The sequence below is a fragment of the Pseudomonas sp. EggHat1 genome, from assembly GCF_014892995.1.
GTDB lineage: Bacteria > Pseudomonadota > Gammaproteobacteria > Pseudomonadales > Pseudomonadaceae > Aquipseudomonas > Aquipseudomonas chaetocerotis.
The window spans coordinates 758579-772740 of sequence record NZ_JACKQK010000001.1; the positions used below are offsets into that span (position 1 = coordinate 758579).

Annotated in this window: 11 protein-coding genes; 10 read left to right on the forward strand and 1 reads right to left on the reverse strand. The window is 62.9% G+C overall.

What is annotated here, in order from left to right; translation table 11 throughout:
• The 5 genes from dgcA (at nt 1) to INS93_RS03490 (ending at nt 6720) form a co-directional block, all read left to right on the forward strand.
• Nucleotides 1-2061: a dimethylglycine demethylation protein DgcA gene (gene dgcA / locus INS93_RS03470; RefSeq protein ID WP_100547494.1), complete on the forward strand. Its 2061-nt coding sequence runs from the start codon at nt 1-3 to the stop codon at nt 2059-2061.
• A 158-nt stretch (nt 2062-2219) separates the two neighbouring features.
• On the forward strand, nt 2220-4181 hold the full coding sequence (gene dgcB, locus INS93_RS03475; RefSeq protein WP_192980311.1) for a dimethylglycine demethylation protein DgcB: 1962 nt from the start codon (nt 2220-2222) through the stop codon (nt 4179-4181).
• 139 nt (nt 4182-4320) lie between these two features.
• Nucleotides 4321-5553, forward strand: a complete 1233-nt coding sequence (locus tag INS93_RS03480; RefSeq protein WP_192980312.1) for an electron transfer flavoprotein subunit alpha/FixB family protein — start codon at nt 4321-4323, stop codon at nt 5551-5553.
• 116 nt (nt 5554-5669) lie between these two features.
• Entirely contained in the window at nt 5670-6443 is a 774-nt protein-coding gene (locus INS93_RS03485) for an electron transfer flavoprotein subunit beta (protein WP_192980313.1), read from the forward strand.
• Between the two features lie 25 nt (nt 6444-6468).
• Nucleotides 6469-6720 (forward strand): hypothetical protein, encoded by a 252-nt coding sequence (locus INS93_RS03490; RefSeq protein ID WP_160019056.1) that lies wholly within the window; start codon nt 6469-6471, stop codon nt 6718-6720.
• A gap of 194 nt (nt 6721-6914) precedes the next feature.
• Here INS93_RS03490 and INS93_RS03495 read toward each other — a convergent pair whose 3' ends face one another.
• Nucleotides 6915-8009: a GlxA family transcriptional regulator gene (locus tag INS93_RS03495; protein WP_100547499.1), complete on the reverse strand. Its 1095-nt coding sequence runs from the start codon at nt 8007-8009 to the stop codon at nt 6915-6917.
• 638 nt (nt 8010-8647) lie between these two features.
• Between INS93_RS03495 and INS93_RS03500 the strand changes: the two genes are divergently transcribed.
• The 5 genes from INS93_RS03500 to INS93_RS03520 all read left to right on the forward strand — a co-directional run bounded on the left by INS93_RS03500 (nt 8648) and on the right by INS93_RS03520 (nt 14098).
• A complete protein-coding gene (locus INS93_RS03500; RefSeq protein ID WP_226945282.1) occupies nt 8648-9013 on the forward strand; it encodes a glycine betaine ABC transporter substrate-binding protein in 366 nt (121 codons plus the stop codon).
• Between the two features lie 974 nt (nt 9014-9987).
• Entirely contained in the window at nt 9988-11193 is a 1206-nt protein-coding gene (locus INS93_RS03505) for a quaternary amine ABC transporter ATP-binding protein (protein ID WP_100547500.1), read from the forward strand.
• Complete coding sequence (locus INS93_RS03510; RefSeq protein ID WP_100547501.1) at nt 11186-12064, forward strand: ABC transporter permease; 879 nt, start codon at nt 11186-11188, stop codon at nt 12062-12064. Before INS93_RS03505 ends, INS93_RS03510 begins: the two co-directional genes overlap by 8 nt.
• A gap of 29 nt (nt 12065-12093) precedes the next feature.
• Nucleotides 12094-13038, forward strand: coding sequence for a choline ABC transporter substrate-binding protein (locus INS93_RS03515; protein WP_074855226.1), 945 nt, complete (start codon nt 12094-12096; stop codon nt 13036-13038).
• 208 nt (nt 13039-13246) lie between these two features.
• Nucleotides 13247-14098 carry a glycine betaine ABC transporter substrate-binding protein gene (locus INS93_RS03520; protein WP_160019053.1) on the forward strand — a complete coding sequence of 284 codons (852 nt, stop codon included), beginning with the start codon at nt 13247-13249 and terminating at the stop codon, nt 14096-14098.
• Nucleotides 14099-14162: the final 64 nt, after the last annotated feature.

Genomic DNA, 14162 nt, shown 5'->3' on the forward strand with positions numbered 1-14162 from the left:
ATGGCCTTCGAAGCAATGTTCCAGCCGATCCAGATCGGCAAGCTGACCATCCGCAACCGTGTGCTCAGCACCGCGCACGCCGAGGTCTACGCCACCGACGGCGGCATGACCACCGAGCGCTACGTCAAGTACTACGAAGAGAAGGCCAAGGGCGGCATCGGCCTGGCCATCTGCGGCGGCTCCTCGGTAGTAGCCATCGACAGCCCGCAGCAGTGGTGGAGTTCGGTCAATCTGTCCACCGACCGCATCATCCCGCACTTCCAGAATCTCGCCGACGCCATGCACAAGCACGGCGCCAAGATCATGATCCAGATTACCCACATGGGCCGCCGCTCGCGCTGGGATGGTTTCCACTGGCCGACCCTGATGTCGCCGTCCGGCATCCGCGAGCCGGTGCACCGCGCCACCTGCAAGACCATCGAGGTCGAGGAGATCTGGCGGGTGATCGGCAACTACGCCCAGGCCGCGCGCCGCGCCAAGGAAGGTGGCCTGGATGGCGTCGAGCTGTCCGCCGTGCACCAGCACATGATCGACCAGTTCTGGTCGCCGCGCGTCAACAAGCGCACCGACGAATGGGGCGGCACCTTCGAGGGCCGCATGAAGTTCGGCCTGGAAGTATTGAAGGCAGTGCGCGCCGAGGTCGGTGACGACTTCTGCGTCGGCATGCGCATCTGCGGCGACGAATTCCACCCGGACGGCCTGTCCCACGAGGACATGAAGCAGATTGCTGCCTATTACGATGCCACCGGCATGCTCGACTTCATCGGCGTCGTCGGCTCGGGCTGCGACACCCACAACACCCTGGCCAACGTCATTCCGAACATGAGCTACCCGCCCGAGCCCTTCCTGCACCTGGCGGCCGGCATCAAGGAAGTGGTCAAGGTGCCAGTGCTGCACGCGCAGAACATCAAGGACCCGAACCAGGCCACACGAATTCTCGAAGGTGGTTACGTGGACATGGTCGGCATGACCCGCGCGCACATCGCCGACCCGCACCTGATCGCCAAGATCAAAATGGGCCAGATCGACCAGATCAAACAGTGCGTCGGTGCCAACTACTGCATCGACCGTCAGTACCAGGGCCTGGACGTGTTGTGCATTCAGAACGCCGCGACCAGCCGCGAATACATGGGCGTGCCGCACATCATCGAGAAGACCACCGGCGTCAAACGCAAGGTAGTGATCGTCGGCGGCGGCCCGGCTGGCATGGAAGCAGCGCGCGTGGCCGCCGAGCGTGGTCACGATGTCACCCTGTTCGAAAAGCAGGAACAACTGGGCGGGCAGATCACCCTGGCGTCGAAAGCGCCGCAGCGTGACCAGATCGCCGGTATCACCCGCTGGTATCAACTGGAGCTGGCGCGCTTGGGGATCGACCTGCGTCTGGGCACAGGCGCCGACGCAGCGAGCATCCTCGACCTGCGTCCGGACATCATCGTGCTAGCCAACGGCGGTCATCCGTTCCTCGAACAGAACGAACACTGGGGCGCGGCCGAAGGCCTGGTGGTGAGCAGTTGGGATGTGCTCGCGGGCAAGGTCGCACCGGGCAAGAACGTGCTGGTGTACGACACCATCTGCGAATTCACCGGCATGTCGGTGGCCGATTTCCTCGCCGACAAGGGTGCGCAGGTGGAGATCGTCACCGACGACATCAAGCCGGGCGTGGCCATCGGCGGCACCAGCTTCCCGACCTATTACCGCAGCCTGTACCCCAAGGAAGTGATCATGACCGGCGACATGATGCTGGAAAAGGTCTACCGCGAGGGCGACAAGCTAGTGGCCGTGCTGGAGAACGAATACACCGGCGCCAAGGAAGAGCGGGTGATCGACCAGGTGGTGGTGGAGAACGGCGTACGGCCGGACGAGTCGCTGTACTACGCGCTGAAGGAAGGCTCGCGCAACAAGGGCCAGATCGACGTCGAAGCACTGTTCGCGATCAAGCCGCAACCCTGTTTATCCGAGTCGGGCGAAGGCTACCTGCTATTTCGCATCGGCGACTGCGTGGCCCAGCGCAACACCCACGCGGCGATCTACGACGCCTTGCGCCTGTGCAAGGACTTTTAAGCTTGTCTCCCCTCTCCCTCCGGGAGAGGGGCCGGGGGTGAGGGATTGTTGGCGCGACTGGATTACCAGTCGCCGGACATCCCCCTCACCCCAGCCCTCTCCCAGAGGGAGAGGGGGCTGACCGGATCGCCTTGAGGTCCCCCTAAGGAGACCAACGAATGTTGAATACCCTACTCCCCATTCTGCTCTTCGCTGCGCTCAGCCTCGCTGTGCTGGGCGCGTTGAAGCGCTTCTTCATGTGGCGCCGTGGCCGACCATCGAAGGTCGACTGGATAGGCGGCCTGCTGCAGATGCCGCGCCGCTACCTGGTAGATCTGCACCACGTGGTCGAGCGCGACAAGTACATGTCCAGGACCCACGTGGCCACTGCTGGCGGCTTCGTTCTGGCGGCGGTGCTGGCCATCGTCGTGCACGGTTTCGGCCTGCATAACCGCATCCTCGGCTTCGCCCTGCTGGGCGCCACGGTGCTGATGTTCGTCGGTGCCCTGTTCGTCGCCAAGCGCCGCCTCGACCCGCCGTCGCGCCTGTCGAAAGGCCCGTGGATGCGTTTGCCGAAAAGTCTGCTAATGTTTGCCGCCAGCTTCTTTATCGCCACGCTGCCGGTGGCCGGTATCCTCCCCGAAAACTTCGGTGGCTGGAGCCTGGCCGTCATCCTCGCCGTCGGCGTTGCCTGGGGCGTGTCGGAGTTGTTCCTCGGCATGACCTGGGGCGGACCGATGAAACACGCCTTCGCCGGCGCCCTGCACCTGGCCTGGCACCGCCGCAGTGAACGTTTCGGTGGCGGGCGCTCGACCGGCCTGAAAGCCCTGGATCTGGACGACCCGAAAGTCCCGCTGGGCGTGGAAAAACCCACCGACTTCACTTGGAACCAGTTGCTCGGCTTCGACGCCTGTGTGCAGTGCGGCAAGTGCGAAGCCATGTGCCCGGCCTTCGCCGCCGGCCAGCCGCTGAACCCGAAGAAGCTGATTCAGGACATGGTCATCGGCCTCGCCGGTGGCAACGACGCCAAGTTCGCTGGCAGCCCCTACCCTGGCATACCACTGGGCGAACACAGCGGGGGCCCGCATCAGCCGATTGTGAACCTCAACGGCAAGGCGCTGGTGGATGCCGAGACCCTGTGGTCGTGCACCACCTGCCGCGCCTGCGTCGAGGAATGCCCGATGATGATCGAGCACGTCGATGCCATCGTCGATATGCGCCGTCATCTGACCCTCGAGAAGGGGGCGACCCCGAACAAGGGCGCCGAGGTGCTGGACAACCTGATCGCCACCGACAACCCGGGCGGTTTCAACCCCGGCGGGCGCCTGAACTGGGCGGCCGACCTGAACCTACCACTGCTCGCCGACAAGGGTGAAACCGACGTGCTGTTCTGGGTCGGTGATGGTGCCTTCGACATGCGCAACCAGCGCACCCTGCGTGCTTTCGTGAAGATCCTCAAGGCTGCCGCCGTCGACTTCGCCGTGCTCGGCCTGGAAGAGCGCGACAGCGGCGACATAGCCCGCCGCCTGGGTGATGAAGCGACCTTCCAGCACCTGGCCAAACGCAACATCGCCACGATGGCCAAGTACCGCTTCAAGCGCATCGTCAGCTGCGACCCGCACAGCTTCCACGTACTGAAGAACGAATACGGCGCACTCGGCGGCAACTATCAGGTACTGCACCACAGCACCTTCATCGACGAACTGCTGCGCAAGGGCTCGCTGAATCTCGGCCAGAGCAAGGCCACCAGCGTGACCTACCACGACCCCTGCTACCTCGGCCGCTATAACGGCGAGTACGAGGCACCGCGCGCCGTGCTCAAGGCCATCGGCATCGAGGTCAGGGAAATGGAGCGTTCGGGCTTTCGCTCGCGCTGCTGCGGTGGTGGTGGCGGCGCACCGATCACCGACATCCCCGGCAAGCAGCGCATCCCCGACATGCGCATGATCGACATCAAGGAAACGGGCGCAGAACTAGTGGCCGTCGGTTGCCCGCAATGCACCGCGATGCTCGAAGGCGTAGTCGCGCCGCGCCCGGAAATCAAGGACATCGCCGAGCTGGTGGCCGAGGTGCTGATCGAAGCCACCGAAGTGGCGGCAAAAAAGCCGCTCGCCAAGCGTGAACTGGTAGAGGTGCAGTGATGAAGCAACTGGCGCTCCCCTCTCCCTCCGGGAGAGGGGCTGGAGGTGAGGGTCTGAACCCGAGCCGCCCATCCCACCCTCACCCCAACCCTCTCCCAAGGGGAGAGGGGGTTGTCCGTGCAGCCCAGGAGATCACCTTATGAGCGACATCATCCGCCGCGACCCTCGCGCCGAGTGGATCGCCCGCAACCGCCTGCACCCGCTGCATGCGGCCATGCAGAGTCAGAACCAAACCAGCTGGATGGGCCCCAACGGCATCATCCGCAAGAACCCGCACGCTATCGCCGCCGGTTTCGTCGGCCCGGCCGGGCTCAAGCGGATCGATCGCAGCGGCGCCCAGCACGGCACCGCCGGCAAGCGCAGCAGCGCCAGCGTCGAGGTGCAATTGCCACTGCATGTCATCGAACAACCGGCCTTCCACATCTGCGTGGTGCCGGACATGGTCGGCGGCCGCCTGTCCAGCCATGACAAGGACCTGCTCGGCCTGGCCCGCAAGCTGGCCGGTGACAGCGGTGCGGTGGTCGCCGTAGTGTTCGGCGAGGACAAGGAAAACGCATTCGACACGGCCGGAGTCGACCGCCTGCTGCGCGTCCAGGGTGACACCTTCGACGGCTATGCACCGGAAGCCCGCGTGCTCGCCCTAAGCGCCGTGGAAAGCCAACTGGCGCCGCGCCACTGGCTGCTGCCCGACAGTCGCACCGGTGGCGGCGAGCTGGGTCGGCGCCTGGCCGCCAAGCTCGGCGAACGTCCGGCCACGCGCGTCTGGCAAGTCGCTGGCGAACAGGCCATCGGCCGTGCCGGCAGTGGCCAGCAGGACATCCAGCGCGCGCTGCCACGGCTGATTCTGGCCGCCGCCGAATGCGCCGAGCCGGTCAGCGAAACCCGCCATGAAGCTCGTCCGCTGGAACTGGCTGAAAAGGTCGCCCACAGCCTGCCGCGCATCGCAGATCTCGGCGCGGTGGCCGTGGACCCGGCGCAAATCCCCATGGCCGAAGCCGAGTTCATCCTCTCCGGCGGCAACGGCGTGAAAGACTGGAATCTGTTCCACCAGGCCGCCATCGCCATCGGCGCCACCGAAGGCGCTTCGCGCGTGGCGGTGGACGACGGCTTCATGCCGCGCAACCGCCAGGTCGGCGCCACCGGTACCTGGGTCACTGCCCGCGTCTACCTGGCCGTGGGTATCTCCGGCGCCATCCAGCACCTACAGGGCATCGGTGCCTGCGACAAGGTGGTGGCGGTGAACATGGACCCTGGCTGCGACATGATCAAACGCGCCGACCTGTCGGTGATCGGCGATTCGGCGGCGATCCTCCAGGCCCTGATAGCACGCGTCGCCGCCTGGCGTCAGGAGGGCAAACGTGATGCTGCCTGATCCTCACGAATACGCCCTCGTGGGAGGGGCTTCAGCCGCGACAGATTGCGCGTATGGCCATATCGCGGCTAAAGCGGAGTGCCGCCCAGCCGCTCCCACGGTTCGAGGTTGCCCAAATGACTGACCTGAATATCATCGCCCTGGTCTCGGTCGGCGCCCACCCCACCTCCGGTCGCCCACGCCGCGCCGAGCAGGACGCCCGTGCGGTGGAACTGGGCTTGCGTCTGGCCGGGCAGAATCTGCAACTGCTGCATGCTGGCGACCCACAGGCCGAAGCCCTGCGCGGCTACCTGGGCATGGGCCTGGAGCAGCTCGATGTACTGGAACAGCCCGAAAGCGCCGATGCCCTGCCGCTGCTGGTCGATTACCTGCAAGGCAGCCGAACCCAGCTGGTGCTCACTGGCAGCCAGGCGGAAACTGGCGAAGGCTCGGGCATGCTGCCGTTCCTGCTGGCCGAGCGCCTGGGCTGGCCGATGGTGGTCGGCCTGGCCGAAGTGGAAAAGGTCGAGAACGGCGTGGCCCAGGTGCTGCAAGCGCTGCCACGTGGTCAGCGGCGTCGCCTCAAGGTACGCATGCCGTGCGTGGCCAGCGTCGATAACGCGGCCCCGGTCGCGCGCCAGAGCGCCTTCGGCCCGGCCCGACGCGGGCAGATCGAAGCGCATGAGGTCACGGTGATAGACGATCCGTTACTGGCCGAGGCCAGCCTGCAGCCAGCCAAACCACGGCCCAAACGTCTCAAGGTGATCAAGGCCAAAACTGGCGCCGAACGGATGAAGGCGGCGACTGCCAAAGCCAGTGGAGGTGGCGGCCAGGTGCTCAAGGATGTCTCGCCACAAGACGGCGCGGAGGCTATCTTCAAGCTGTTGATCGAAGAAGGCGTCCTGCGTTGACGCCCCAAGCCAAGGAGCCACGACCATGATGCATGCCGATCTGATCGACCAGGAAGACTTCCGTGAGCGCCTGATCGCGCTGGGCCTGAGCATTCCACCAGGCGTCACGCCCGAGCAGGCTTGCGAACTGGCCGTCAGCGGCCTCAGCGCCGACCGCGCCGTGGCCCTGCGTCATCTGGTGGAAGAACTGCTCGGCGGCAGCGCCACCCTGCTGCCCAACGTGCGCGAAGCCATCAGCCGCCATCTGCTGCCGGCGCTGGTGCCGAAGCCGGCCTGATTTCCGGTGCGCACGGCGCACCCTACGGACGGGCGCCATTGGCGTAGGGTGGGCTTTAGCCCACCAAAAGCAGACAGGGATGGGGTCAACCTAAAATTGGACCACTGACAGAGTGGTGGGCTAAAGCCCACCCTACAGCAACGACACAATGAAAACGGGGCGCCGCTGGCGCCCCGTTTTCATTGCGGCTCGACTCAGATCCGCACGCTAGCGAAGGTCGACTCGCCTTGCGCACGGTTGAGCGCCAGCACCGCGCTGGAGTTGACCTGATGCTCGGGAATCGGCAACAGCATCACCAGGTTGTTGCCCTGCTGACCGGCACGTTCATCGCGCGGCGGAATGCCGAAGTATTCGCGGTAGCACTTGGAGAAATGCGGGGTGGAGACGAAACCACAGACCGAGGCCACTTCGATGATCGACATGCTGGTCTGCTTGAGCAGCTGCCGCGCGCGGATCAGGCGCAGCTTCAGGTAGTAGCGCGACGGCGAGCAGTGCAGGTACTTCTGGAACAGGCGCTCGAGCTGACGACGGGAGATGTCGACGAAACAGGCCAGCTCGTCGAGGTCGATCGGCTCCTCCAGGTTGGCTTCCATCAGCGCGACGATTTCCTGCAGCTTCGGCTGATTGCTGCCAAGCATGTGCTTGAGCGGCACACGCTGGTGATCCTGCTCGTTGCGGATGCGCTCGTAGATGAACATTTCGGAGATGCCGGCGGCCAGTTCGCGACCATGCTGCTGGCCAATCAGGTGCAGCATCATGTCCATCGGCGCGGTACCGCCGGAGGAGGTGTGGCGATTACGGTCGATGGAGAACAGGCGAGTGGTGATGGCCGCACGCGGGAAGGCTTCCTGCATCGAGGCCAGGCACTCCCAATGCACGCTGCAATCGTAGCCGTCGAGCAGACCAGCCTTGGCCAGCGCCCAGCTGCCGGTGCACACCGCACCGAGCAAGCGCCCCTGGCGCGCCTGCAGTTGCAGCCAACTGACATGTTCACGCTTGACGCTGTGCTGAATATCCACACCGCCACAGACGATCACCGCATCCAACGCCGGGGCGCTTTGCATAGTGGCGTCCGGAGTGATCTTCAAACCATCGCTGGCGCAGACCGGCAGGCCATCATGAGTCAGGGTATGCCAGCGAAACAGCTCCTTGCCGGAAAGCTGGTTGGCCATGCGCAGGGGCTCTACCGCCGAAGCGAGAGAAATCAGGGTGAAGTTATCCAGGAGCAGGAAGCCGATGGACTGGGCGACACGGTTCTGGGGTTGCGCCCCTTGGCTGAACTGCGACATTGATGGAACCCTCTCACGCTAAGCACGGTATGAGCCCAATTGAAGTGGGCCTCTGTTTTATCCTGGCCAGGTTCGAAAACCGGGTGGCTATGCATCTCTACGCAAAGGTCATGCCTAAATTGATCAAGCGTTCAATAAAAACTGAAGCGTTGATGAATGGCGCGCCGGACGGGCTTCCTGACCCTGTTTTCAGAGTTTGCGAAATGCTCTCAAAGCCTCTTTCTACAAGGCTTTGAGCATTTTGGTAGCACGGCCTGAGTGACCTGCTACGGCATCTCTGGCTGCCAGTAACGGACAGTCGGTAACAACATCGACCAACCGGTCACGCTTGATGGCATCGACACCGGCAAGCGTCGCACCAAAAGCTCGCGAAACGCGGGCTTCTGCCAGAATCGCTGCACCAGCAAAGGTCAACGCTCGCCGGCGTGTCATCCGCCGGGACCTCCATGGAGAGGTGCATCCTGATGAATCTGCAACGGGTTCGCGATGATCCAACTTTCGCCAGCGCACCCAGATACCCAACCGACTCACGCATATCCAATCGCGCCGCGGCGGCCGTCAGTGTCTGAGTCTTTTCTCGGCATGCCAGTGTGGCTTCTCCCCCCGAAGAGCGGCCCACCTCCTTAACGTCCGGGCATATGGACTTGCTCGGCTGGGAACCGCACCCGATGAACGAGCGTCTGAAGATGAGCTATCTGGCCGGTGGCGATGATTATTTCGGTGCCAATCACGGAGCGGCACAGGTCGACACGCTGGCACGCGGCGGGTTGAGCGAGCAGTGTCGCAACCTGGCTCGGCTTTTCCGCAATATGACCTTCACCATCAGCGCAGAAAACCAGTTGATGAGTGCCGTACTGGAAGACAACACCAACCGCCGCCGCGTGGCCAAGCAGTGGTTCGAAGACAACCCGCAGATGATTACGACCTGGCTGGAAGGCGTGACCCGCTATCAAGGTCGCCCTGCCAGCAAGGTCCTCGACGTATCACTGACAATAAATGACTGATAAATTCGACGAAATGGCCGAGAAAAACCAATAAAATGGCAAAAAGCAAAGGTCGCCTCACAGTCCGGAAGGGCCTTCCCTCATCTCGCAGAGAATCACGCTCAGGCGCGCGACCTGAACCAGGCGCGACCAATTGGTCACATTGCGCCGCCTTTCGCTTTTCCAGCGATTTTCGGCACTACACCACCCTTCTCTGTAAATTTTTTTCAACATCGCCACAGCCCCCGCGCTACGCCGCCTGCGCCTCGCTTGAAGAGCTGAAAACCAGCACCGGCGCGGCTTTCAGCCTTGGCCAAGGGACGAAAAAGTCTGTTAAGGTTTTTAAAGCACGTTCTCGAAAGCGCTTCTCGATGCTTACATCGAGCGCTAATCGAAACGGCATCACGCAGTGCTTTCAGGAGCCCGGAAAACGGCGAAAACGTGGAAAAATACAGGGTGTGACGGGCCATGTCGTCGCCCAACACGTCAGGGTCGCAAACCGATAATTGCGCAGAGCCCAAGACTATATCGTTGAGTCAGCCGATGACGTCGCTGCCGCCTCCCAAGGGGAACGGCAGACTGGGGCCCACCGCCCCAGACCGAAGAACATACAAGCGCTGGCCCACCATCGACAGGGCGCCAGCCCAACAAGAAATTTCGGATGTACGCATGCGCCAGGACGACGCATGAACCCCCAAGGGAATGGGCTTCGAAACACTGCCAGAGGGTTTGGAAAGCGGTTTGCAGCACGGCAAGACAGTGGTCACTCATCAACAGGTTGCAACGACGCTGCGGGCAGTTTTTGCCACCAGCCGCGTGCGCTGCAGCGTGCCCGAGCGCCACACTCGACGCCCGCAGCGAAACGTTCGCCAACCTCGAAACTCAGCAAACACCCACACAGGTATCAGAGGCCTGACACAGCTGATCTACGCTTCGACGATGCGTGCCCAGCCGTGCCAGCGTGAACTGGATGCCGATTGAAGGGGAAACGTCCCATGCAGTCTGGAAAGATCGTGGTCGAACACCTGTACAAGGTGTTCGGCTCCAACCCACAAGAAGCCATCGACCTGCTCAAGGAAGGCTGGAGCAAAGAGAGGATTCTGGCCGAGAAAGGCGCCGTGATCGGCGTCAGCGATGTGTCGTTCAGTGTCGAAGAGGGCGAGATTTTCGTTCTCATGGGCCTGTCCGGCTCTGGCAAGTCCACCCTGATCCGTCTGATCAATCGCCTGGTCGAACCCAGCGCCGGTGATGTCTACATCGATGGCCAGAACGTGGCCAAGCTGCCGCAATCGCAACTGATCGACCTGCGCCGGCGCGACATGAGCATGGTCTTCCAGTCCTTCGCCCTGATGCCTTCGCGCAGCGTGCTGGACAACGCCGCCTTCGGTCTGGAAGTTGCCGGCACCGGCCGTAAGGAGCGCGAGAAGCGCGCCATGGAAGTGCTCAAGCAGGTCGGCCTGGACACCTTCGCCCACAAGTACCCGCACGAGCTCTCCGGCGGCATGCAGCAGCGCGTCGGCCTGGCCCGCGCGCTGACGGTGAACCCGTCGATGATCATCATGGACGAGGCCTTCTCCGCCCTCGACCCGCTCAAACGCCGTGAGATGCAGGACGTGCTGCTGGAGCTGCAGAAGACCCACCGGCGCACCATCATCTTCGTCTCCCACGACATCGAAGAAGCCATGCGCATCGGCACCCGCATCGGCATCATGGAAGGCGGCAAGCTGATCCAGGTCGGCACCCCGCAGGAGCTGATCGAAAAGCCGGCCAACGAGTACGTGCGCAACTTCTTCGACACCGTCGACACCAGCCGCTACCTCACCGCCGGCCAGCTCAAGGCCGACAGCGTGCCGACCTATGTCTACAACGGCAAGGCGCCGGATGCGGCAGTGATCTGCAAGGACTTGCAGGCGCTGGACAAGCACTACGCCTTCATCGTCGACGAGCAGAACAACTTCCAGGGCTCCATCAGCCTGGAAAAGATCGCCCTGATGGTCGACGGTGACGAACCCAGGCCACTCGAGGCGGATGCGCTCAAGCACGTGGTACCGGTACCCGAAGACATGCCGCTGGAACACGTCATCACGCGCCTGGTGGATAACGAAGGTCCGATCCCTGTAGTGGACGCCCAAGGCCACTACTGCGGCGCCATCAGCAAGGGCCGTCTGCTGACCCGACTGCAGGGGGAATCCCATGAGTGACAAGAAACTCGACCTGGGTAGCTGGGTCAACGACGTCGTCCAGCACCTGCTGGACAACTACAGCGGTGCCTTCGACAGCATCGGCAAAGTGGTCAGCGGCTTCTCCGAAGGCATCGAAGCCTTGCTGATGCTGCCGCCGGCCTGGCTGCTGATCGCCATCTTCGTTGCCCTCGGTCTGTGGCGCATCGGCGCACGTTTCGCAGTATTCACCGCAGTGGCCTTCATCCTCATCGTCATGACCGGCTTCTGGGAACAGACCGTGGTAACCCTGGGCCTGACCTTCTCCTCGACGCTGATCAGCCTGCTGCTGGGTATTCCGCTGGGCATCTGGGCCGCCAAGAGCGAGCGCGTGGCGACCATCATCCGGCCGATCCTCGACTTCATGCAGACCATGCCGGCGTTCGTCTACCTGATTCCGGCAGCCATGCTCTTTGGCCTCGGCCGCGTGCCCGGCATCATCGCCACGGTGATCTTCGCCATGCCGCCGGCGGTGCGCCTGACCAGCCTGGGCATTCGCCAGGTGAACAAGGAAATCGTCGAGGCCGGCCAGTCCTTCGGCTGCACCAGCCGCCAGCTGTTGTTCAAGGTACAACTGCCCAACGCCATGCCGTCGATCATGGCCGGGGTCAACCAGACCATCATGATGGCCCTGTCGATGGTGATCATCGCCTCGATGGTCGGCGCCGGTGGCCTGGGGAACGATGTGCTGGCGAGTATCCAGCGCCTGGACATCGGGCTAGGCTTCGAAAGCGGCATGGCCGTGGTGCTGCTGGCGATCATTCTCGACCGCATCACTGAAAGCTTCGGCACCAAGCAGACCGCCCGCGGCGGCATCTTTGCCTGGTTCAGCGGCAAGCTGCAGCGCCAGTAAACATTTTTTCACTTCACAGGGAACCGCAGATGAAAATGATCAAGACCACTGCCGCCATCGGCCTGCTGTCCTGCGCACTGATGCAGGGCGCCATGGCCGCAGAGCCGGCGAGCTGCAAGCAGGTGCGTTTCGCCGAGATTGGCTGGGCCGACATCGCCGCCACCACGGGTGTGGCCATGACTCTGGTCGAGGGTCTGGGCTATCAGCCGCGCAAGATCATGGCTTCGGTACCCATCGCCTTCACCGGCGTCAAGAGCGGCCAGGTCGATGTCTTCCTCGGCTACTGGGCGCCATCAATGGACTCGGTGATCGAGCCGTTCCTCAAGGACGACGGCGTCAAGGTACTGCCCAAGGCCAACCTCGAAGGTGCCAAGTACACCCTGGCCGTGCCGACCTACGCGGCCGAGGCCGGCCTGAAGAGCTTTCAGGATATCGCCAAGTTCAAGGATCAGCTGGGCGGCAAGATCTATGGCATCGAGCCGGGTAACGACGGCAATCTGCTGATCGACGGCATGATCAAGAACAACCAGTTCGACCTCGGCGACTTCCGCATGGTCGAGTCCAGCGAAGCCGGCATGCTGGTGCAGGTATCGCGCGCCATCAAGAAGAAGGAGCCGGTGGTCTTCCTCGGCTGGGCGCCGCACCCGATGAATACCCAGCACGACATCACCTACCTGTCCGGCGGTGACGACGTGTTCGGCCCCGATTACGGCGCTGCCAAGGTTTACACCGTTGTGCCGCCGGATTACGAGGCGCGCTGCGAGAACGTCGGCAAGCTGCTGAACAACCTGCAGTTCACCGTCGATATCGAAAGCCAACTGATGGAAAAGGTCCTGGAAAAGGAAAACCCGCAGAACGTCGCCAAGGAGTGGATCAAGGCCAACCCTGCGATCCTCGATCAGTGGCTGAGCGGCGTGACCACCTTTGACGGTCAGGACGGCGTTGCCGCCGTGAAGAAACACGTGGGGCTGTAACAAGCCACAACCTCATTCGGGCTCGAACCTCAGGGTTCGAGCCCGGAAACCTCCTCGTAAACCACTAGCGGCTGATTTCTGGCCGTGACGGGGAGTCTTTGCCCGCGAACCGGCAATCTGCTGCGCAACACGGATTCGCAAGGCCCGCAATGAGAACGAGCCAGTCAACGATCTTGCAACTGCCACTCACTGATGGAGCACAACAAACATGCGCGTAATCAAGCACCTCTGCCTCGGCGCTGCCGCCCTGGCCATCGGCATGGGCAGCGCCCTGGCCGCCGACAAGCCCACCTTGAAGATCGGCTACGTCAACGGCTGGGATGACAGCGTTGCCGTCACCCATGTCGCCGGTGAAATCCTGCAAAGCAAACTCGGCTACACGGTCGAACTGAAGCCGGTCGAACCCGCCATCATGTGGCAGGGCGTAGCCCGTGGCGACCTCGATGCCACCCTCTCCGCCTGGCTGCCGGCGACTCATGGCGAATACTTCGAGAAACTCAAGGACAAGGTGGAAATCCTCGGCACCAATTACTCCGGCGCCAAGATCGGCCTGATCGTGCCGGACTACGTACAAGCCAAGAGCATCGAAGACCTGGAGAAATACGCCAAGGACTTCGACGGCAAGATCACCGGCATCGACGCTGGTGCCGGCGTGATGCGCCGCACCGAAGACGCCATCAAGGAATACAACCTGGCCAGCATCAAGCTGATGCCGAGTTCCGGTCCGGCCATGGCCACCGCCCTGACCCGCGCCGAGAAGGCGCAGAAGCCGATCGTGGTCACCGGCTGGATTCCGCACTGGATGTTCGCCAAGTGGAAACTGCGCTTCCTCGAAGATCCGAAGAAAGTCTTTGGTGACGACGAGCGCGTCGATACCGTGGCCAACCCGGAACTGAAGGGCAAGGCCGCCGACGCTGCCGCCTTCCTCAGCAAGATTTCCTGGAGCGGTGAAGAAGTCGGCGCGGTGATGCTGGCCATCCGCGAAGGCGCCAAGCCGGACCAGGCCGCCAAGGACTGGATCGCCGCCAACCCGGAGCGCGTGGAAAGCTGGCTGAAGTAAGCCTCACCCTGTCCCATCACAAAGCGGGCTTCGGCCCGCTTTTTTCTCTCCGCTACAAAGTCGA